The sequence below is a fragment of the Mariniflexile maritimum genome (assembly GCF_009746565.1).
GTDB lineage: Bacteria > Bacteroidota > Bacteroidia > Flavobacteriales > Flavobacteriaceae > Mariniflexile > Mariniflexile maritimum.
The window spans coordinates 90,015-111,879 of sequence record NZ_WRPN01000010.1 but is presented as its reverse complement, the minus strand read 5'-3'; the positions used below and the strand labels follow the sequence as shown (position 1 = coordinate 111,879).

Below are 21,865 nucleotides of genomic sequence, written 5' to 3'. Positions count from 1 at the left end.
ATATTAAACAATTTAATATCATTTCAAGTATGAGTAAAGGAACAGTTAAATTTTTCAACGATGCCAAAGGCTTTGGATTTATTGTTGAAGACGGTTCGAAAAAAGAACATTTTGTTCACATTTCAGGTTTAATAGACGAAATTCGTGAAGGCGATACCGTTGAATTTGAACTAAAAGAAGGTAAAAAAGGATTAAACGCAGTAAATGTAAAGGTAATTTAATAAATACTATTTAATTTTTTTAAGACACAAAAATCCCGCCAACGAGCGGGATTTTATGTTTTAATGCCTTTTTATAATTAGGGTTCAAAGTGTACTTTTAGTATAGATGAAAACAATAGTAGTAAAAACGAGATGCTAAAACGCTCAATAAATTTATATTGTTGGGCAGTTTATATTAATGCGTCCCATTTTCTTTAAGCCTGCATGGATTGACTAAGTTAACCCTTTTAGTTTTTTAGGTAAATCCAATTATTGCAATTAAAACTAATAAACAAAAAAAAACAGCTTAAAAATCAAATACATTATTTAATATAATTTAAAACACTATTTTAGCAACTATCATTAAAACCGTCGTTTAATCAAATTGTTTTGGGTTAATATTTTATCAAATGTTTAAAGCCAATATTTTTTTTATTCTTTTTTTTTTCTGGCTTAACGTTTTCAATGCAAATGCCCAAAACGCTGTTTATGAAATCCAGTCCATTAGCGTAAAGGAAGGTCTTCCTAATAGTAATATTTTCAGCATTTTACAGGACAAAAATAACTTTCTCTGGGCCAGCACCATTGGAGGGCTGATCAGGTATGACGGATACAACATCAAAAATTATGATGCTTCTTTTTTCAATATTAATGAGGGTTCTACGCTTCATCTGGCCTTGGACACTAAAAACCGGATTTGGTTCTGTGAGGATCTGGCCTATGCCACAACGCTCCAGAGTGGGGTTTTGGATACCGAGACCGATTCCATAATTCCCATTGGGAAAATTTCAAAGGGGCTTATTAAATCGGGGGAAGTGCTCTCGCTCAACCCGTCGCGTATCGATAAAAATGTGATTTTTATTGCCGACCAAAAGGGAAGGGTCTATAAATATGACGGCAAGTTTGAACAGATCTTTACCGTTCCGGATTTCAAAAACAGGCGCATAGTGTGTGAATTGGACGGAAAGGGCAATTATTGGATTGCGTACGATTACGACTTTGTGGTGCGAGTGAATGCCCAAGGAAAGGAAATCGATTCGTTCAAAATTGAAGTGCCCGATTTTTATGTCCGCAATTTTATGGTGCAGCCATCCAAACTGATCGTGGAAGGCTATAATCTGCGACTGCGAAAGGATTATGTCCAGATTAAGAACAACACGGTGCAACGTCTTGGCGAAGGCGTTAAAAACAATTATCAGCTTTTATACCTTGATGATGAGGAACAATTCTTCGCGAGAAACGATACCATTTTCAACGGCAATCCCAAGCTTGCAAATGGGTCTGAAAAGGTTACGGTAGTAGGCACAATTCCGAATTTGCGGTACAATTCGGCATTTAGGGACAGGCAGGGCATTTTATGGATTACTTCGGCTACGGGTATCCATAAAATTGTTTCCAAAAAGAATCCGTTTACCATTTTTGGCGAAAACAATAGCATTCGCGGTATTTATGTGAGCGATGGCAAAATATGGCTTGGCGGGTATGAGGGCAGTAAGGTTTATGACCTAAAAAGCCGAAAACCGACGAAGGTTGAATTGCCCAAATACACCTTTTCAAGTTTTGTAAAAGACGAAAGGAAGCAGTTTTGGATGGGTACCACGGTTAATTATCTCTTCAAATATGATATTGAAAAAGATGAGTTCAAGTTCTACAAGAAAGAACCTTACAATGTGTTGTACCTGCCTTTTGTCAACCCCGTTACGCGGCGGGTCTGGCTGGGAATGGGCAGTGGGCTGTCCTATATAAACAGTTCTGATAATCTAGTGGTTTACAGCTTTTCCAACGACCTATCGGAAGCACAGGTACGACAATTTCTTTATACCACGGAAGGCATTTGGCTAATAACCAACAGAGGTCTTTTTTTAATGGATGTTGCCAAGGATGCCGTAGTGAAAAGCTATACAATGGCCGATGGGCTGCCTACAAGCAACATAAACCATCTATACATAGACAGTGACGGTATTTTTTGGTTGGCCACCAAAACAAAAGGCTTGATCAAATGGAATCGCGATGCCAACACGTTTACAACCTTTTCAAAGGAGGACGGCCTTTCAAACAACACCATTTATGCCGTATATGAAGACGATTACAACAATTTATGGCTTCCGAGTAATTACGGCTTGATGCGTTTTGACAAGATGTCTTCCGAAACACAGATATTCACCGTGGAAAACGGTATAGCCGATAACGAGTTCAATACTTATGCGCATTTTAAGGATTCAGACGGCACGTTTTATTTTGGAGGCATAAACGGCGTAACCGCTTTCCATCCCAAAGATTTTGTGGAAAACACGAGCGAGGCCAATCCTATCTATCTTTCAGAATTGCGGATACTTAAAAAAAATGCCAAAGAATTCGAGAATTTGGATATAAAAGCCATCCCAAAAAATCCCATTCAGTTAAGCTATGATGACCAAATCCTTGAATTTGAAGTGAGTCTATTGGACTATAAATATAGGGCGAACCACCAATACGCCTATAAAATCGAAGGCTACCATAACCAGTGGATTTACACTAGGGACAATAAAATTTCGATATTCAATTTTCCGTACGGTAATCACACCATACGCGTAAAGGCGAAGGGAGATTCAGACCTTTGGACAGATAATGAATTGCTCATTCCCATAAATGTTGACAAACCATTTTATTTGAAATGGCAGTACATTGCCATTTTCTTCCTCTTTCTGATGGGCTGCGCCTATTTTTATTTTAAATGGCGCATTAGAAACCTGAACAGGGCAACGGTGCGACTGGAAGCCGAAGTGGCGAGCAGAACGCAACAAATTGAAGCGGATAAACAAACCATAGAATTACAGGCCGAAGAGTTAAAGGCATTGGATGTTGCCAAGGGACGTTTCTTCGCAAACCTTACCCACGAATTCCGAACGCCGCTTACCCTCATTGTGGGCCCGTTGGAGCAGATAATAGACAATCCGCCGCCTTCCGCCATTCTGAAAAGACGCGCCACCGGTATTCTGAACAATGCAAAACACATTTTAGGGCTCATCAATCAATTGCTGGACCTCACCAAATTGGAGAGCAAGCAAATGCCCATTGAATTGGTAAATGCCGATATTGTTGCGCATACAAAGGAATTGGTAAACCGTTTCCAAAGTTTGGCCAATCAGAACAACCAACAATTGTCCTTTAAAAGCAACGAAGCCGAATGGCCCATTAATTTTGATAGCGACAAATGGGACAAAATTGCCTATAACCTAATCTCGAACGCGCTTAAATTTACGCCCAAAAACGGACGAATCGAGGTAGTTTTGAACCGTTGCGAACAGAATGATAAAACGGCGGTGGAATTACTGGTGATAGATTCGGGCGTTGGCATAGACGAAAAAAACAAAGAAGCCATTTTCAATCGATTCTATCAAGTAGATCTTTCCTCTACGCGCGCCAATGACGGTACCGGTATTGGCTTGGCGTTGGTGCGCGAACTGGTGGAATTGCAGGGGGGAACTATTTCGGTAAAAAGTGAAATAAACGAAGGCGCCACTTTTAGGGTGTTGCTGCCCATCTCGGAAGATGCCGTTGTTACAACTTATATCCCAAACCGCCAGAACGAGTTTTTGATTCCCGCTGTGAAATATGAGGAAAATTTGATGCCTTCGGAGGACGAAACCGCTGAAAAACTCGATATTCTGGTCGTGGAGGACAATGAGGATATTCGCGATTATATCGTGCAATGCCTTGGGCAGAAGGCCTACAACATCGCTACCGCAAAAGATGGCGAAGAAGGGTTGGAAAAAGCGCTGTCCCTAATTCCGGATCTTATCATTTCAGATGTGATGATGCCCAAAAAGAACGGTTTTGAATTGGTGGAGGCCATTAGAAACCACATCAGCACCTCGCACATCCCTATCATTTTACTTACTGCCAAAACCAATATAGACAGTAAGTTACAAGGATTGAAACGCGGTGCGGATGATTATTTAACGAAACCTTTCAACCCAAAGGAGCTCGATGTTCGCGTAAAAAATCTTATTGAAATTCGGCAGCGCCTTCAAAATAGGTACAGCCAAAAGGAAATGGGTCTTGATGATGCGTTTGAAAAAGAAGACGCTTTTATACTTCGTTTGAAAGAATACATACTCGAAAATCTTCAGCAAACCGATTTGAACGGCGACATTATAGGCCAGCATTTCGCATTGAGCCGAATCCATCTGTACCGAAAACTAAAAGCCCTTACCAATATGTCCATTTCAGAATTTGTAAAGGACATCCGTTTGGAAAAAGGCCTTGAATTGCTGTCCCAAAAACAACTGAACATTTCAGAAATTGCTTACGAAATAGGCTTTACTTCGCCCAGTCACTTCTCGCGTTCCTTCAAGGAAAAATACGGGAAATCGCCTTCCCAAATGTAACACCACGACACATATTGGTAACACAGGTGCAACTGCTTTTAAGCCAGTGGCCGCACCTTTGTAACCAATAATTACGCAGTCTTTTAGGATGCTGTCAGCTATGGATGTACACGTTTTGGTCAAACAGATGTTTGTAAACAATTTTAATATAGAAGAATCGCAATTTAGTTGGGATGTGCCCTTGGAACAACTCGATACCGATTTTAAGACCTTAAGCTATTTGGTCTATTTGGAACAGCTTATAAATTCTGAATTTGGGACCACGGTTTCCATTATCGAAAAAATCAATTCATCCGTACACACGCCTAAAGACATAATTAATCTGATAACAAGAGAAATTTAAAACCAAATCCGAATAAATATGAAATCTTTAAAACTTACATTGGCAATTACTTTAATGTCTGTCTTCGCAATTCAGGCCCAGGAAAACGAGGAAGTCCAGACACAGACGCAAGAGGTAGATGCGTCAAACCCGACCAATTTTTACACCCAAGTAAACACGCTGTTCGAATACACCAGCAGAAAAGATGGCACTAATCTTTATGGTTTTCGCGGGAACGTCATCTATACGTTTGACCCAAACAATTTAGTATTGGCAGAAGTGCCCGTTTTATATAACGATGCTACCAACAAATTTGGGTTAAGCGATATTCGCCTACGTTATTTTACAGTGGTAAGCCGTGTGATGACCGCCGAAAAGTTTTCGGTAATCGCGCCCTTTGTGGATGTAACCCTGCCAACTGGCTCATTTGAAGACGGCTTGGGCACCAGCAGTTTTGTGATTTCCGCGGGATCTGTATATGGGTTCGCCATTTCACAGAAAGTATTGATGTTTCCAGGTTTAAGCGTAGTGCACGTTACCAAACCGGGAACTGACCTTATCCCGGACGAGTTAAAAGCTTCCAGTACCGGATTTGCGGCGCAGGCCAACGTGAGTATTCGATTTAATGATAAGTGGTTTCTTTTTGTAAACCCAATCCTTACAATGCTCAATACCGATGGCGATTGGAACGAACAATGGACGGGTGAATTCAATCTTAACCATATGATTGTGCAAAACAAACTAAAGGCAAACATAGGCTACTATCCAAACTTAACTGCGGAAATACACACCCTACGTTTGGGAGCGACCTTTTTTCTATAAAAATTATAAGAAAACGATTTAAATCAAATACCAATGAAAAGACAAATGAGATTACATTTAAGTATAATCGCACTGATTACAATGGGTCTTAACAGTTTTGCCCAATCACAAAGCGCAGTTATTGAAGATGCGGTTAAAAAGGATACTGATAAGTTTTTGGCCATCTTCAAAGACCTACACCAAAATCCGGAATTGGGTTTTAGCGAAACAAGAACCTCTGCCATTGTAGCAAAAGAATTAAAGGCCTATGGCTATCAGGTAACGGAGGGCATCGCAAAAACAGGAGTAGCGGGAGTGCTCAAAAACGGGAACGGCCCCATCGTGATGTACAGAGCCGATATGGACGCCAATGCAGTTGAAGAGCTCACCAAATTGCCCTATAAATCCACAACCATTGCAAAACTGGCAGACGGAAGTGAAACCCCTGTGGCACACGCCTGCGGACACGACTCGCACACCACTTGGTTGATGTCCACTGCAAAATTTTTGGCTGAACATAAAGATATCTGGAAAGGCACCGTAGTCTTCATTGCACAACCGGCGGAAGAATTGATTCTCGGTGCACAAGCTATGGTGGACGATGGTCTTTACACAAAATATAACATTCCAAAACCAGATTATTTATTCGGCATCCACGCGTTTCCCTTGCCTGTTGGAATGCTGACGGCGGCTTCTGGAGTGCGTATGGCAGGTACAGACCAGCTTGACGTAACTTTTTATGGCGTGGGCGGACACGGTTCCAATCCGCAGTTGACCAAAGACCCCATTGTGATGGCGGCCTCGGCCATAATGCAGTACCAGACCATCGTAAGCAGGGCCATTGACCCAAAAAATTCGGCAGTATTGACCGTTGGCGCTATTGAAGCAGGAAAAGACAATAATGTGATTCCTGAAAAAGCACTTTTGAAAATCAACTTAAGATGGTTCAATGAAAAGGATAGAAATCTGATGATTGAAGGTATCAAGCGTATCAACGAAGGCATTGCCCATGCTTATGGTATTTCTGAAGAAAAAAAGCCAACGATCGAATTCAAGGGCTGGTCTTACCCACTTGAAAACGAACCCAAAATTACTGAAGTTGTAAGAGAAGCTTTATATCCATTGGTAAGTGATAAAAAAATGCTTTTGGATGAAAGCGCATTACCCTCTGTGATGGGTTCTGAAGACCTGCATCATTTGGTTATCGATAATGAGAAAAAAGATTGTGTGTTCATCAATGTGGGCGTTGCAGAGCCAAAGCGATTTGCCGAAGCGATGAAAAAAGGCCAATTGCCGTTTGCAAACCACAATGGCAATTTTGAAATAGACCTTGCCGCCATTCCTTATGGGTCAAAGGTGGCTATAACGTCGATGTTGGCGATTTTTAATAAAAAATAAATATAATGTACTCTAAAATAATTTTTAGAAACTTCGCTATTTGTGTTCTGTGCTTTGCTCTTTTTAGCAATTGTAAGGAAGCATCCAAAAAAGCAACATCGAACGCCGCGGCTACCACCATCTACTATAATGGTGACATTGTTACTATGGAGAGCGATAGTCCCGTGTATGTGGAAGCTCTTGCCGTAACAGATGGTCTTATATCAAAAGTAGGGACTAAAGAAGAAGTAATGAAGCTTCAGGGAGAGGGCACCGTTTTAGTTGATTTACAGGGCAAAGCACTATTTCCTGGATTTATTGATGCACATTCGCACGTTTTTGGTTTTGGACCGCAGGCCTCTGGAGCCAACTTACTACCGCCACCAGACGGCGGAGTAGCCAGTATTGATGATTTAATAACAGAATTATCCCATTGGGCTACCCCAGAAAATATTGCCCTTACTGGTTGGATTTATGGATTGGGTTTTGATGACTCGCAGTTGCAAGAAAAGCGATTTCCGACCAAAGAGGATTTGGATAAAGTTTCAACAGAGCATCCCATTTTAATTTTGCACATTTCAGCACATTTTTGTGTGATGAACAGCAAAGCTTTGGAGCTTGTAGGCATTACGGAAAATACACCCAATCCTGAAGGTGGAATGATCCGAAGAATGCCCAACAGCAATAAACCCAATGGAGTCTTGGAAGAAATGGCGGCCATTCCTTATATCGCCAATGCCATTACGCCTAAAACGCCTGAAAATATGGCAAAACAAGCAAAGTCAGGAATTGAAATGGCAAAAAGCTATGGCTATACTACTGCCCAAGAAGGAAAAGCAATGGAACAACACGAGCTTTTGGCCGCTTTTGCAGAACAAGGCATATTTGACATTGATATTATATCATACATTGACTACACTAAAGCAGATTATTTAAAAACAAAATGGTATTCCAAAGAGTATATAAATAATTACAGAATTGGCGGCTTAAAAATAACATTGGACGGTTCCCCTCAAGGAAGAACTGCGTGGCGCACCCTGCCCTATCTCATTCCACCGGAAGGTGCTCCCAAAGATTATAAAGGCTATCCGGCAATACCCAAAGACGAAGACGTTGCCGATGTATATCGTATGGCTTTTAAAAACGATTGGCAAATTTTAAGTCATGCAAATGGGGATGCCGCAGTAGATCAAATGATCAAAGGAATGCATACAGCTTCCAATGAATACGGCATCAAAGATCGGCGCAATGTGATGATTCACGGTCAATATGTGCGTGAAGATCAATTGGATTCCCTAAAGCAACTCAACGTTATCGCTTCTTTATTTCCCTTACATACCTTCTATTGGGGCGATTGGCACGAACAACTTATTGGTGAGGAATTAGGTCAAAAAATCAGTCCAACCCGTACAGCTTTAAACAAAGGTGTAAGGATTACGGTACATACAGATGCGCCTGTAGCATTACCAAATTTAATGCGAATGGTATGGACAGCCGTAAGCCGCACTTCCCGTAGCGGCAAAATAATAGGTGAAAATGAAAGATTGACTCCTTACGAAGCCATGAAATGTTTAACCGAATGGTCAGCCTATCAGCACTTCGAGGAAGATAAAAAAGGAACTTTAAGTCAAGGAAAACTTGCCGATTTGGTCATTCTTTCAAAAAATCCACTTAAAACTGAAACCGATGGGATAAAGGACATCACCGTTCTTAAAACAATAAAAGAAGGCAACGTGGTATATGAAAAAATCGATAGTTCAAAATAATCAACCTGATAAATCAAATACACTATAAAAATGAAAAAAATAAAAAAAATAAAAAAAATAAAAAATTTACTTAAACTAACATTTTTGGCCTTTGCGCTTATAGCTTTCAGCTTTAACAGTACAGCCCAAAAAAAAGAACCAACCGTTGTTCTGTTTACGAATGCAACCGTTTTTGATGGTGTCAACGAAAAACTAATGACAGCTACCGATGTTTTGGTGGAAGGCAATCTCATCAAAAAAATCGGGAAAGGCATAAAAGCACCCCAAAATGCAGAAGTGATTGACGTAGCAGGGAAAACCCTGATTCCAGGTTTGACGGATTCGCACGTGCACATTATGTGGAATGACAATATTGAATACCTTATTTACAGTTCCAAAGACGGTTATCTCGGAGCTATGGCCGCAAAGAATGCCGAAAATATGCTAATGCGGGGTTTTACTACGGTTAGGGATCTTGGTGGCCCAGCATTTGGTTTAAAGAAGGCTATTGATGACGGTGCCATCCCAGGGCCACGCATTCTTCCAAGCGGTGCTTTTATTTCACAGACTGCTGGCCACGGCGATTTTGATACACGTATGCAATACCAATCCAACCATTTTACAGGACAAACAGATTTGGCGTACTCACGTGGATGGACCATTATTGCCGATGGTGTATCGGAAGTTCAAAAGGCTTCAAGGGAAATTCTTCGAGCCGGAGCAACCCAACTGAAAATTATGGGAAGCGGGAGCATCACAGGGGCACACGATCCGCTGGATGTTACCGAATATACCTTGGACGAACTGAAAGCCATCGTAAAGGAGGCCGAAAAATGGGGTACGTATGCTACCATTCACGGTTATAGTTCAGAATCTATAATGAATGCGATAGAGGCAGGTGTAAAAAGTATTGAACACGGGCTGTTTGCTTCCGAAGAAGCGATGAAAATGATGAAAGAGAAGGACATTTTCTTTTCAACACAATTCCTATCCTACAGCGCAACCCCGGAGGAAGCTGGAATGACCGGAGAATCCATTCCAAAATACAACGAAGCCAAAGCGGGAGCTACCAAAGGCTACGAGAATGCAAAGAAAATTGGCGTTAAGATGTCGTTCGGCACTGATCTTTTGGGAGGTTTGGAAATAGCTGCCGCACAAAATCTAGAATTTTTGGCGCGTGCAAAATACTTTTCAGGCTACGAAATCCTTAAGCAGGCCACCTCCAACAACGCAGAACTTTTTGAACGAAGCGGCAGGCGCCATCCGTATCAGGAAGGGGCGCTTGGGGTAGTAAAGGAAGGTGCCTACGCAGATATTGTGGTCGTGGATGGCAACCCGTTACAGGATATTTCCTTATTGGGAAATCCTGCAAAGAATCTAAAAATCATTATGAAAGATGGTAAAATCTATAAAAACACTTTAAACCAATAATTCACAAATCACTTAAATAATCAAATTATGAAAAAACTAATAAAATCCGTTTGCATTGCTGTTGCTTTCGTAGCATTGAGTTTTCAAGGTTTTGCCCAAGAGAAAGCAAAGACAGTTATTGTAATCAAGAACGCCAATGTTTTTGATGGCGTCAATGAAAAGCTAATCGAGAATACCGACATCTTGATTGAAAACAACCTTATCACGCAAATCGCAAAGGGAATTAAGCCACCAAAAGATGCTCAACTTATTGATATTAATGGAAAAATATTACTGCCAGGTTTAACTGATGCCCACACGCATTTGGCTTTGCATAGCGAAGTTGATTACCTTATTTACAGTGCCCCCGAGGGATATATGGGCGCAAAGGCGGCAACCAACGCTACCCAAATGCTGATGCGCGGTTTTACAACCGTTCGTGACATTGGCGGACCGACCATCGGTCTCAAAATGGCCATCGATGAAGGCGCGGTTATAGGGCCACGGATACTTCCTACGGGCAGTATGATTTCCCAATCATCAGGTCACGGCGATTTCAATGCACGACAAATTAATTGGTCCCAATATTTTGCGGGACAAATAGACCCAGCTTACATCAGAGGCTGGACGACCATTGCCGATGGAATTGCCGAAGTTCAAAAGGCCACAAGAGAAACATTGCGTTCCGGTGCTTCACAAATTAAAATTATGGGAAGTGGTAGTATTTTGGGTGCACAAGACCCGATGGACGTGACTGAATATACGATTGAGGAATTAAGAGCCATCGTTAAGGAAGCTGAAAAATGGGGCACTTATACTGCTATCCACGCCTATACGTCAGAATCAGTTATGAATGCGCTTAATGCAGGTGTTCAAAGTATTGAACACGGTCTATTTGCTTCCGAAGAGGCTTTTAAATTGATGAAGGAAAAAGATGCATTTTTCTCAACCCAATTTATGGCATTCAGTGCTACACCTGAAGAAGCAGGAATGAATGCTGTGGCAAGACCAAAATATTTACAGGCAAAAGAAGGCGCAGACAATGGCTATAGATTATCAAAGAAAGTAGGTGTTAAAATGGCATTTGGGACCGACCTTGTAGGCGGATTGGAAATGAACACCTATCAGCCGCAAGAATTTGTAGCCCGTTTAAAATACTACACACCTTATGAGATCTTGGTACAGGCAACATCACTAAATGCTGAACTTTTTGAGCGTGCAGGGAAGCGCCATCCCTATCAAGAAGGAAAGATTGGTGTCGTGAAAGTTGGCGCGTATGCCGATGTGATTGTAGTGGAAGGAAATCCCTTAAAGGACATCGCAATTTTGGCTGAACCGGAAAAGAACATCAAGCTTATTATGAAAGACGGTAAAGTGTATAAAAACACTTTATAAAAAATAGTTAGGCCAGTGGAACATGAGCACTGAATTAGTGCTATCCCTCCATCGTTTCACTGGTTCTTTTAATTTATTTCTAATGAAGCAAAAAATACAAATACCTGAAACTATTAAATCACTCAATTCCAAAGGCAATGTGCATCGCATCGTACTTTCCGGAATGCTTCTTTTTTTTATAGGAAATAATTCAGATGTATTCGGTCAAGTCAAAACGGAACAGGACACTCTGAAAATTGATCAAAGACCTTCGTTGGTTGCACCGTCCGATGCCAACAATCAGTTAAAAAGTGATTCCGAAGATAAAAATGCCACCGTAGCACTGGATTTTATTGACAGAACCGTGGCAGCAAAAGAAGCCTTCTACCAAAAAACCGGCTTTAAGATTGGGTTCGATTACAATTCCCTATATATGGGCGCTACCGAAAGTTTGGGCAACAACAATCACACCGCAAGCGGTATTGCAAGAGTGTACGGGCGATGGGATTTAATAGGCCGGGGAACAAACAGCACGGGCGGATTGGTCTATAAAATTGAGCACAGACACGCCTATACGGAACTCACACCTTCGCAACTGGGTTTTGAAATTGGCTACGCTGGCTCTCTGCATCCTTTGTATAGCGACCAAGGTTTTAGAACCACCAATTTGTACTGGCGACAATCGTTTTCAAAAGGAAAAATTGTAGCCTATGCAGGCTTTTTGGATTCTTCGGACTGGACCGATGTCTATGCCTTGGCAAGTCCTTGGGAAAGTTTCAACAATCTGGCATTTTCCGTGGGTTCTGCTACCATTGGCGGTTTGCCCGATGGCACCTTGGGAGTGATGGCAAGCGCTTGGTTGACCGATAAGGTGTATGCCATTGCGAGTATCACAGATGCCAACGCAAGGGCAACCGACATTTTTAAAGGTTTTGACACGTTTTTCAATGATTTCCAGACTTTTAAAACCGTGGAGCTGGGTGTGATAAAAAGCAAGGAAACGGCTTTTGTCAATAATTTTCACCTTACATTTTGGCAGATTGACGAGAGCAATTATTACGGCTCGCCAAGTGGCTGGGGCATCAATGCCGCTGCAACGGTTTTTGTGGGCGGTAAATATGAACCTTTTTTACGCGGCGGTTGGGCCAAAGACGGCGGAAGTCTTTACCAGACATCGGTTAGTGCGGGTCTTGGGTATTATATGGGAAGTAACGTGTTGGGTATCGGCCTTAATTGGGGACAACCGAACGAGACCACCTTTGGTGGAAAACTGGATGACCAATATACTTCAGAGATTTTCTTTAGATGGCAAGTGGCGCATCAATTCCAATTGTCGCCAAGTGTGCAGTTAGTTGCCAATCCTGCCTTGAACCCAAATTCCGATTTTATAGGCGTATTTGGACTTCGTTCCCGAATATTCTTATAGCATTTTTCCCATAAGTTAAAAACCTTCATAAAAAATATAGGCAATTAAAGCGAAAAATAAGATGGAAAAAGAAACCACCAAAAATTCCAAAATACTCAACATTGTGGGCCACATAGAACGCATCGTGGTGATTGTGCTGCTATTTGCCCTTTTGGCCGTGGTGATTTACGCTACTGTCGTTTTCCTGATTTTGCTTTATGACGGCATTAGCTACACCTTAAGAACGGATATAACCCAAGAGAATAACATTTTGGTGTATTTACATACCATCTTTGGAGGGTTTATGCTGGTATTGATCGGCATTGAACTGCTGCATACCGTGAAAATTTATCTCAAGGAAAATACGGTAAATGCCGAAGTAGTCTTGCTTGTGGCATTGATTGGGCTGGCAAGACACATTATCGATTTGGACTTGCATTTGGATCCTATTTCCTATATAGGAATCGGTGCGTTGTTGCTCGCGCTTTCGGGAAGCTATTATCTCATTAAAAAAACTTCAAAATAGAAATTAATCCATTAAAAAATTCACAGCTAATATTTTAAAAACCATAAAGATGAAAAAATATCGTATTCTATTAGCACTATTCGTTTTTGTAGGCATAATAAGTTGTAAAGAGGATTTAAAATCATTGCCTGTACAACCTAAAGCCCTTACCGTTTCAGACCCACTTCCTTCCTGGAATGACGGTAAAACGAAAAACGACATTATAGCCTTTGTAAAAAAAGTAACTACCGAAGGCACGGAGGATTTTGTACCCGTGGAAGACCGTATTGCAACGTTTGATAACGACGGCACGCTTTGGGCAGAGCAACCCCTATATTTTCAATTGTTTTATGCGCTGGACCAAATTAAGGTAATGGCTCCCGAGCATCCCGAATGGAAAACGACCGAACCTTTCAAATCTGTTTTGGAGAATGATATGGAAGGCGTTTTGAAATCCGGAAAGGAAGGTCTTGTAAAAATTGGAATTGTGAGCAGCACCAATGTAGATGTTGAAACGTTTAAAGAATCTGTAAAACAATGGATGGCCACTGCAAAACATCCTCGGTTTGACCAGCCTTACAGCAAAGTGGTCTATCAACCTATGTTGGAATTATTGGATTACTTAAAGGCCAACGGGTTTACAAACTTTATTGTCTCGGGCGGCGACATCGACTTTATGCGGGCGTGGGCCACCGAAACCTACGGGATTCCGTCCTACCAAATTGTAGGAAGCTCACTAAAGTCAGCATTCGACAATACAGATGCTAAAGCGTCCATTATAAGACTTCCCGCTGAAGAGTTTGCAGATAGGGGCGATGGTAAGCCTATCGCCATTTCCAAGCACATTGGTAAAAAACCCATTTTGGCAGCAGGAAATTCTGATGGCGACTTACAGATGTTGCAGTACACAGACTCCAACAAATACCCAAGTATAAAGATGTTCGTCCATCATACGGATGAGGTTCGTGAATGGGCCTATGACCGCAATTCCCCAATTGGTGGGCTTAACGAAGGCCTGGACGAAGCCATTGCCAAAAACTGGACCATTGCAGATATGAAAAACGATTGGAACACCATTTTTCCTTTTGAAAATTAAACACGTCTTTCGTTATTAAATTATTTGCTATTAATCAACTCAATTTTTTAAGTGTTAAAGCCTTTCGAGAAATCGAAAGGCTTTTTTATTTGAAAAATCATTACACTATTTTACCAATTATTTTTTCTGAAAGTGAAGATTCATTTAGAGATAAAACAACAGGCTTTAATTAGCCCAACCCTATTTTCTGTAAGCATCATATTCTTGAAGAATCACCTTGTGCACCCATTCCATAGCCAGACTTAATGTGTCAAATATCTTGAACGGTCTGGAATAAAAATTACTTTCATACAGGGCATTGTCGCGCGCCACAGGTTTATCGGAAACAATCGCAATGGCCAACAAATTATGTATTTCAGAAGTGGCCAAATAGGTCAACGGGTCCACTGAATATGAAAAATGCCGGTTGGAAATATAGATTACTGGTTTATTTGTAAAATGTTTGTCAATAATTTCAATTAAAATCGCATTGTCTTTTGGTGTTACGGTTACACCTTCCTCGATTTGGTTCACCAAAAATTCATCAAAAATAAAAATCTTGGCGCCCTTCAAATCATAATGATGGAACATACTCATGTTTATTGGTTTTGGTTAGTTTTTTAAATATATGTTTTTTTATTAATATTGAATTTATTTGTGTTTTGAAATGGTGGGTTACCTCCATTCATGGCACAGAAAATTTTGGTTGAATGAAGCACTAAAACTTATTTGTTCTTAGCTAAAGGAATATCCCATTTATCTTCCGGTACCATTTTTTCAATGTCTGGGTCGCTCACATAAGAAGGTGTCATAATTTGAACCTTATTTTCGTTGAAAACATCTAGGATATGTTGGTTCAATTCAGAATAAATGGTATTGATGCGTTCCACGTCCACACAATAGGCATTTATTTCGTAGGTAACCGCATAGTCGCCCAACAATTTTTTGAGCACAAAAGGCTGCGGTTCTTTAAGAAGTCCGTCGGTGCGATTTGCGGCAAGTTTCAACATCGCATCCACTTGTCGCCACGGTGTTTCGTAACCTATGCCTACGTTGGTATGAAGGATGATGCCCTTATCACTTTTCAAGTTGGAATAATTCACGATTTTATTATTCAAAAGAATGGAATTAGGGATGACAATCTCTTCATTTTTTGGTGAACGCAAGCGGGTAACCAAGAGTTTTTGTTCAACCACAAAACCCCTCTGTCCATCCACTTCAATTAAATCGCCATTTCTGAAGGCATTGCGATAAATCATGGAATATCCTGCCACCACGTTTCCTATAAACGCCGACGACCCCAAAGAAATTAAAATACCCACAAAAACAGAAACGCCTTTAAACGCCACCGAATCTGAACCGGGAATATAGGGATAGGCAATCACGATGGCGAAAATAATCACCACAGTTCGTATAATTTTGTAGGTGGACATTGCCCATTCGGGCCTAAAATCGTTAAGCTTGATGCGTTCTTCCTGAATGCCCACAAAAAACAGCTCAATTAATTTGAGCAAATATTTGGTTAAAATGAACAGAATAACCAAAAATATCAACTTCGGTATGTAATTGACAATGGAACTTCCAATATTCGATAAGGGGTCTGCTACGGCATTAAAAATGGAAATAGAAAGCTCGTTGGTCCAGGGAAACAGCCCCAAAATATAATAAGCCCCATAAATTACTAACGACGCCACTAAAAGAAAACGAAGGGTGATAAAAAATAAATTTATAACTCTCCAAATATCGTTTGATTTGATGAGCTTGTAAGAGATGTTTTCAACAGAATTAAGCCTTCGGTCAATTCGTTTTTGTACAAACCTCCTAATCATCCTGAAAACCCAAAATACCAACAAAAGAACTACTATCAAAATAACAAGCGAGATAACCGCAATGATGGTGTTTTTCTTTATAACTTCTGGTAGCCTGTCATTTCTATATTTTTCAATGGTAGTCTTGATTTTAAATAAGGTGGCTTCCGCAAGGATATTTCTATTAACACCTTCTATGGCCGCATCGGTATCGAAAACGCGAATTAACACCGTTTTTCCAGCAATAATGGCTGAAAATAAAGTGTCATTTTTTTTTTTAATATCACTAATCGAGATGTTTTTGTTCTCGGCAACTTTTTTAATGTTCTTAACTATGGCTTCGGCTCTTGTCTCAGATGGGTAAGATGAAATACCACCTACCTCAAACAATGTGTTGCCATCAATCTTTACGGGCGATAGGTGGATGCCTTCCTTTGTGAAATGGTCTTTTAGGTCTAGGTTTTGGCTATAAAGTTGCTGGGTACCAATTACTACAAAAACAAGCACATTACAAAAAAACCGTAAATCAAAAAATTTAATCCATTTTAGTGCCATAGGTTATTTAGTAATTGGTTAGAAATCAAATTTAGACTTTTTTATAAAACCAAAGTGTATAGATTCACATAATTTTGTTGTAAGAAAGATGGTTGTTTTATGTTTTTCGGCTCGTTCTTCATAATTATATGTCCTACAAGAGCATGTTTGGTACTCATTTATAATTAACAAAAGGTTGTTTACTGTTGAAGGCTTATTAAGCTGAATATCAAGACGGTTACATAACGCACAATTTAAGTAGGTTGCCAAAAAGGAACCTTCAGTTGTACTGTAAATAACTATAAATCAAAGACTTATTTTTTTTGTTTTTGTTTTTGTCAGACTTAGTAGTTAAACCTAAATTCTTTTAAACCTTAAAAATGAGTTTGTTTTCATAAAACCACCATAATATCAAGGTCCAAATGATGCCGTAAGCCATTGCGAATGCTAACGACGAATTTAAAGGGTTTTCAAAAAAAGGGACCAACCAATGGTTATAGATTAAATTATGGAGATTGATTTGTTCGGAAGCTGTATTTGGGTCTTGAATGGTTATGGAACTTAAAACCCTAGGAATAATTCCAGAGAAGAAAAAAACAATCATAGGGTTTACGCCCCAAACTAATAGCAACTTGGTCCATTTTTTTAAGTGTGCTACATCTATAATATAGTACAGTATTGCTAGACTAACCGTGGCAATACCCCCCGTGTACAGTACATAAGAACTTGTCCAAAGTGATTTATTTATAGGAAAAAAGAGGCTCCAAATGAGGCCTAAAGAGAGCATGGCACAACCCATTAAGGCTATTTTTTTCAAAATTTCTATTTTTGAAATTTTAGTATTCAAAATTTGGCCAATGTACATGCCTAAAATACCAGTTCCTAGGGCTGGTAATGTGCTTAATATGCCTTCGGGGTCCCAAGTTTTTGTGGAAGCCCATAAATGACCGTTTAATAGTAAATTGTCCAACCATGCAGCTAAGTTGGTGCCTTCTTCAAAATTGGCAGGTCCAAATCCGGGAACGGGAACAAAGGCCATTACCAGCCAATATCCTATTAATAGAGTTGCCAATACGAGAAGTTGCGTTTTTAGTGTTGTTTTTAAATATAATATAGCGGCAAAGAAATAAACAAGGGCTATCCGTTGTAAAACCCCCGGAATCCTAACGTTTTGGTAGGAGGGGAGGCCGCTATAAGCCAAAAATAATAGTATCGTAACAATACCAAAAGCGGTGTAGGTTTTTATTTTTAAACTGAAATTCCCTAAAAGGGCATAAGCAACTGCAAATGTTAGTGCCAATTTAAAAAGCAATAAATAAATGCCTTCTAATCCAAACACTTCAATGCGACCAAAAAAATTCAAAAAGAGTCCGAGGCAGAAAATCCGTAAAGAACGCACGATTATTTTGTTAAAAACGAACCTGTCAAAGTGTTTTGTTGGCAAAGCAAAAGGGATGGCCGTACCCATTATAAAAATGAAAAAAGGGAAAACCAGGTCGGTAGGCGTGCAACCATGCCAAGGTGCATGCTTTAAAGGAGGATAAATGCTAGCCCAACTTCCGGGGTTGTTAACAATAGTCATTAATAGGATTGTAAATCCTCGAAACACATCAAGCGAAATTAAGCGTTCTTTAACCATGTACTTTGGTTTTAAAGGTTGATTTTTTTATGTTGGAAATGAAATTTTACCCATCGATAGCGATGGGATGCCTGTTTTGGAGCCAAAATCTGAGGTTCCACCTGCAACCGTTTCATTTGCCAAAACAGCAAACAACAACGCTTCCTTGGCATCGCCCGAGAGTCCCAAAGTTTCGGTTGGTAAAAAATCACAAGGTATTAATTCTTTTAACCAATTCACTAATAACGGATTATGAGCACCGCCACCCGACATGTAAATAATAAAATCGCTAACGGGGTAGGTGGTTTTTACGATGGTTGTATTTATGGCTTCGGCAATAGTTTCTGCGCTAAAACGGGTTAATGTTGCCAAAACGTCTGGAATTGAAACAGTTTCTGTTCCGCTTGCTTTTTGGGCATTTACCACATAATCGATATTAAAAAGTTCTGGACCGGTAGTTTTTGGGAAGGGTTTCAAAAAGAAATCATTGGTTTTTAATGCTTTTAGAAGACGTGGGTTGGGAGTTCCCGTTTTTGCAATTTCCGCATTTTTGTCGTAAGCCTTCTCCGGAAAAAGGAGTCGGGTAAATGCATCAATCAACGTGTTTCCTGTACCCGTATCGGTTACAAACACCTCCTTTGGGTTGCCACTTGCCGGTAAATACGTGAAATTGGCAATACCGCCCATGTTGAGCATGATACGATTTTCACCCTTTTTTTTAAAAAGAAAATAATCGCCATAAATGGCCAACGGCGCACCTTCACCACCAGCAGCGAGGTGTTTTTGCCTAAAATCGGAGAGCGTGATGATGCCGGTTTTAACGGCTATATGGTCTCCATCGCCAATTTGTAGCGTGGCATTGGGAAATTCATCCTGTTGGTGTAAAATCTTTGGGGCGTGAAAAACGGTTTGCCCGTGCGAAGCTATAAGATCTACGTTGTTAGGAGGTATATTCCAACGTTTCAGGCAAGCTAGTACCATGGTTGCGTGACGTGTGCCAATCCATTCGTTCAACATCACTAATTTTTGAAAATCGATGTTTTTTTTAGCAAAAATGTTCCGGATTTCTAGTTTTTCAGCTTCCGAATAATCAATTGTTTCAAAATGGATGAGTTGAACCTGAGTGTTTTCGCCCGAACCAGAAATCTTGCATAAGGCCACATCCAAACCATCCAGGGAGGTGCCAGACATTAGGCCAATGATGGTTCGTATCGGTTTTTGCGCTATCCTGTAAAGTTTCTCTAGGTTCGCGTTCATGTTTTATTTAATTCGTTTGATGTTATTTTTCAACTTTTAAATGTATCAATTGTTTTTTGGTTAATAATAACAACTGCCTTTTTTTTGAACAACTTTCACAAAACGCCGATTGTTTAAAACCGAACATGTTCTAAATTAATGGCTCGTTTTTGTGCTAAACGGTTAATCGTTGGTATTTGCATCATCATTTGTAGGCGCTGTAAAGCCTGTGCGATTTAATTTTTGGGTTAACAAACCTTCATTAACGTAAAACGAGTTGTTGATGGATACTGGTGATTTTCCTTTGGACCCGATGGTACCAAATAATAATTCTGCTGAAACAACTTGGCTAATTTCAGAATTTTGGTACGAAACCACCAATCCTTCAATAGCTTCAAAATTTGTTATTGGCAACAGCGTATAGGGTTTTGTGAAAATATTCAATATAACTTTGTTTTCCGCAGCTATTTTTTCTAACCATAGCAATTCGGTTTCCGTAAAATCTTGGTTTGCTCTCACTTTATTCGACTTATGAAAGCCAATAATTACCAAATCGAATGTTTTTAAGGCGTTGTTTAAACTATCAATATCGGAATGTTTTACTTCGGTTACAGCGGCGTATTTTTTTAAGGCTGATAGATAGGTGCTGTTTGTATCGTCGCCTAATTTTACATACGCTATTTTTTGATCCAAATTCTTTATTGGGAGTATATCGTTATCGTTTTTCAAAACCGTAATAGCGTTTTCGTATAATTTATAGTGCAGAGCTTCATTTTCGGTAGGATTGATGTCTGCGTGCAGGTTTGTTAAATCCAAGGGTTTGTATGTGTTTAAACCGGCCTTAAATTTATAGTGCAGTATTTTTTTTACCGATTGGGCCAAACGAGCTTCGGAAATAACGCCTTCGTTATAAGAACTAACCAGTTTGTTTATGGCAACAGGAACATCAACAGGGCAAAGCAATATATCATTTCCTGCCAAAAAAACAGATAATTCCAGATCGCCAGGAGCTTTAAAATCGCTAGCGCCCTTCATGGCCAAACCATCGGTAAATATTAAGCCATCAAACCCCAATTCATGTTGAAGGATATTGGTAACCACATTGTAGGAGGCCGAGGACGGATAGTTTTCTTTGGTTTCTAAACTTGGAATATTAAGATGCGCCACCATAACGGAAACCAACCCTTCATCGAACATGCGTTTATATGGGTACAAATCGAGAGAGTCTATGCGTTCTTTTGAAAAATCCACCAGAGGCAGGGTGTAGTGTGAATCGGTAGCAGTGTCTCCGTGCCCAGGAAAATGCTTGCCCGTGCAATAAACACCTTGCGCCTGGACGCCTTTCATTAAGGCGATTGCTTTATTGGCTACATTTATTTTGTTTTCCCCAAAAGACCGGTTGCCAATAACGGGATTTTTAGGATTGGTATTGATGTCTATAACAGGCGCAAAATTAAAATGGATGCCCATACGCTTGCTTTCAGCACCCAATTGTTTCCCTAAAGTTTCTATAAGATCCAAATCTTGAATGGCCCCAAGGGTCATGTTCCAAGGAAAAACATAGGTAGAATCTAACCGCATGCTTAAACCCCATTCGGCATCAAGGCCTATGAACAAAGGCACTTTGGCCTGGGCTTGGTATTTGTTTGTTAATCGCGCTTGTCGTACTGGGCCGCCTTGAAAAAATATGATACCGCCAACCTTATAATCCTCAACGAGTTTCGTTACTTCGTTTTCGTGAACGGTATCCCTGTTCGAGTATGCGGAAACCATAAATAATTGACCTATTTTTTCGGCAACAGACATGGTGCTGTAAATGCTATCGACCCACTGGGTTTCAGCATCTGAATTTTTAAAGAAGTTTTTTCTATTGGCTTTATCAATAGCGATAGGCGGAGCGGTGTTTTCGGTAAATCTATTTGCTTTTGTATTTGTTTTGCTTTTTTTAGAAACAGCACAATTGGAAATAAAAAATATGAATGCGAAGAACAGGGCAATGTTAAGGAAGGAATGTTTCATGTAAAATGTATTTTAGCAAGTGAATGTTTTTGTGAAACTTAGTCGGTTATTCAAATTTTCAAGTTT

At 40.1% G+C, this 21,865-nt stretch carries 16 protein-coding genes; 11 read left to right on the top strand and 5 right to left on the bottom strand.

The genetic code is table 11. The features are described from left to right. The first annotated feature begins 29 nt into the window (after positions 1 to 29). The 11 genes from GQO80_RS13015 to GQO80_RS12965 all read left to right on the top strand — a co-directional run bounded on the left by GQO80_RS13015 (position 30) and on the right by GQO80_RS12965 (position 14,605). On the top strand, positions 30 to 221 hold the full coding sequence (locus GQO80_RS13015) for a cold-shock protein (RefSeq protein WP_157208801.1): 192 nt from the start codon (positions 30 to 32) through the stop codon (positions 219 to 221). 389 nt (positions 222 to 610) lie between these two features. Continuing rightward, on the top strand, positions 611 to 4,570 hold the full coding sequence (locus tag GQO80_RS13010; protein ID WP_157208800.1) for a hybrid sensor histidine kinase/response regulator transcription factor: 3,960 nt from the start codon (positions 611 to 613) through the stop codon (positions 4,568 to 4,570). Positions 4,571 to 4,697: 127 nt separating this feature from the next. Beyond that, a complete protein-coding gene (locus tag GQO80_RS13005; RefSeq protein WP_157208799.1) occupies positions 4,698 to 4,913 on the top strand; it encodes a hypothetical protein in 216 nt (71 codons plus the stop codon). An 18-nt stretch (positions 4,914 to 4,931) separates the two neighbouring features. Continuing rightward, positions 4,932 to 5,714, top strand: a complete 783-nt coding sequence (locus GQO80_RS13000; RefSeq protein WP_157208798.1) for a hypothetical protein — start codon at positions 4,932 to 4,934, stop codon at positions 5,712 to 5,714. A gap of 45 nt (positions 5,715 to 5,759) precedes the next feature. Further along, positions 5,760 to 7,091: an amidohydrolase gene (locus GQO80_RS12995; protein ID WP_198037784.1), complete on the top strand. Its 1,332-nt coding sequence runs from the start codon at positions 5,760 to 5,762 to the stop codon at positions 7,089 to 7,091. 5 nt (positions 7,092 to 7,096) lie between these two features. After that, the gene (locus tag GQO80_RS12990; protein WP_157208796.1) at positions 7,097 to 8,836 is read left to right on the top strand and encodes an amidohydrolase; all 1,740 of its coding nucleotides are present in this window, start codon (positions 7,097 to 7,099) and stop codon (positions 8,834 to 8,836) included. A gap of 30 nt (positions 8,837 to 8,866) precedes the next feature. Further along, positions 8,867 to 10,246, top strand: a complete 1,380-nt coding sequence (locus GQO80_RS12985; RefSeq protein ID WP_157208795.1) for a metal-dependent hydrolase family protein — start codon at positions 8,867 to 8,869, stop codon at positions 10,244 to 10,246. Between the two features lie 27 nt (positions 10,247 to 10,273). Further along, complete coding sequence (locus GQO80_RS12980) at positions 10,274 to 11,620, top strand: metal-dependent hydrolase family protein (protein WP_157208794.1); 1,347 nt, start codon at positions 10,274 to 10,276, stop codon at positions 11,618 to 11,620. Between the two features lie 82 nt (positions 11,621 to 11,702). Then, the gene (locus GQO80_RS12975; protein WP_198037783.1) at positions 11,703 to 13,025 is read left to right on the top strand and encodes a carbohydrate porin; all 1,323 of its coding nucleotides are present in this window, start codon (positions 11,703 to 11,705) and stop codon (positions 13,023 to 13,025) included. 61 nt (positions 13,026 to 13,086) lie between these two features. Continuing rightward, complete coding sequence (locus GQO80_RS12970) at positions 13,087 to 13,530, top strand: phosphate-starvation-inducible PsiE family protein (RefSeq protein WP_157208792.1); 444 nt, start codon at positions 13,087 to 13,089, stop codon at positions 13,528 to 13,530. 49 nt (positions 13,531 to 13,579) lie between these two features. After that, the gene (locus tag GQO80_RS12965; protein ID WP_157208791.1) at positions 13,580 to 14,605 is read left to right on the top strand and encodes an HAD family hydrolase; all 1,026 of its coding nucleotides are present in this window, start codon (positions 13,580 to 13,582) and stop codon (positions 14,603 to 14,605) included. 180 nt (positions 14,606 to 14,785) lie between these two features. Here the strand turns inward: GQO80_RS12965 and GQO80_RS12960 are convergent, their stop codons facing one another. The 5 genes from GQO80_RS12960 to GQO80_RS12940 form a co-directional block, all read right to left on the bottom strand. Then, positions 14,786 to 15,181, bottom strand: coding sequence for a hypothetical protein (locus GQO80_RS12960; RefSeq protein ID WP_157208790.1), 396 nt, complete (start codon positions 15,179 to 15,181; stop codon positions 14,786 to 14,788). A 128-nt stretch (positions 15,182 to 15,309) separates the two neighbouring features. Next, positions 15,310 to 16,947, bottom strand: a complete 1,638-nt coding sequence (locus GQO80_RS12955; RefSeq protein ID WP_157208789.1) for a mechanosensitive ion channel family protein — start codon at positions 16,945 to 16,947, stop codon at positions 15,310 to 15,312. A 346-nt stretch (positions 16,948 to 17,293) separates the two neighbouring features. Continuing rightward, positions 17,294 to 18,565 carry an acyltransferase family protein gene (locus GQO80_RS12950; protein ID WP_157208788.1) on the bottom strand — a complete coding sequence of 424 codons (1,272 nt, stop codon included), beginning with the start codon at positions 18,563 to 18,565 and terminating at the stop codon, positions 17,294 to 17,296. A 27-nt stretch (positions 18,566 to 18,592) separates the two neighbouring features. Continuing rightward, positions 18,593 to 19,801, bottom strand: a complete 1,209-nt coding sequence (locus tag GQO80_RS12945; RefSeq protein WP_157208787.1) for an anhydro-N-acetylmuramic acid kinase — start codon at positions 19,799 to 19,801, stop codon at positions 18,593 to 18,595. Positions 19,802 to 19,963: 162 nt separating this feature from the next. Beyond that, entirely contained in the window at positions 19,964 to 21,799 is a 1,836-nt protein-coding gene (locus tag GQO80_RS12940) for a glycoside hydrolase family 3 protein (protein WP_157208786.1), read from the bottom strand. Between the last annotated feature and the right edge of the window lie 66 nt (positions 21,800 to 21,865).

Bases quoted from the DNA above. Each gene is read 5' to 3' on its own strand.
- GQO80_RS13015 (WP_157208801.1), top strand. From the start codon at position 30: ATGAGTAAAGGAACAGTTAAATTTTTCAACGATGCCAAAGGCTTTGGA.
- GQO80_RS13010 (WP_157208800.1), top strand. From the start codon at position 611: ATGTTTAAAGCCAATATTTTTTTTATTCTTTTTTTTTTCTGGCTTAAC.
- GQO80_RS13005 (WP_157208799.1), top strand. From the start codon at position 4,698: ATGTTTGTAAACAATTTTAATATAGAAGAATCGCAATTTAGTTGGGAT.
- GQO80_RS13000 (WP_157208798.1), top strand. From the start codon at position 4,932: ATGAAATCTTTAAAACTTACATTGGCAATTACTTTAATGTCTGTCTTC.
- GQO80_RS12995 (WP_198037784.1), top strand. From the start codon at position 5,760: ATGAGATTACATTTAAGTATAATCGCACTGATTACAATGGGTCTTAAC.
- GQO80_RS12990 (WP_157208796.1), top strand. From the start codon at position 7,097: ATGTACTCTAAAATAATTTTTAGAAACTTCGCTATTTGTGTTCTGTGC.
- GQO80_RS12985 (WP_157208795.1), top strand. From the start codon at position 8,867: ATGAAAAAAATAAAAAAAATAAAAAAAATAAAAAATTTACTTAAACTA.
- GQO80_RS12980 (WP_157208794.1), top strand. From the start codon at position 10,274: ATGAAAAAACTAATAAAATCCGTTTGCATTGCTGTTGCTTTCGTAGCA.
- GQO80_RS12975 (WP_198037783.1), top strand. From the start codon at position 11,703: ATGAAGCAAAAAATACAAATACCTGAAACTATTAAATCACTCAATTCC.
- GQO80_RS12970 (WP_157208792.1), top strand. From the start codon at position 13,087: ATGGAAAAAGAAACCACCAAAAATTCCAAAATACTCAACATTGTGGGC.
- GQO80_RS12965 (WP_157208791.1), top strand. From the start codon at position 13,580: ATGAAAAAATATCGTATTCTATTAGCACTATTCGTTTTTGTAGGCATA.
- GQO80_RS12960 (WP_157208790.1), bottom strand. From the start codon at position 15,181: ATGAGTATGTTCCATCATTATGATTTGAAGGGCGCCAAGATTTTTATT.
- GQO80_RS12955 (WP_157208789.1), bottom strand. From the start codon at position 16,947: ATGGCACTAAAATGGATTAAATTTTTTGATTTACGGTTTTTTTGTAAT.
- GQO80_RS12950 (WP_157208788.1), bottom strand. From the start codon at position 18,565: ATGGTTAAAGAACGCTTAATTTCGCTTGATGTGTTTCGAGGATTTACA.
- GQO80_RS12945 (WP_157208787.1), bottom strand. From the start codon at position 19,801: ATGAACGCGAACCTAGAGAAACTTTACAGGATAGCGCAAAAACCGATA.
- GQO80_RS12940 (WP_157208786.1), bottom strand. From the start codon at position 21,799: ATGAAACATTCCTTCCTTAACATTGCCCTGTTCTTCGCATTCATATTT.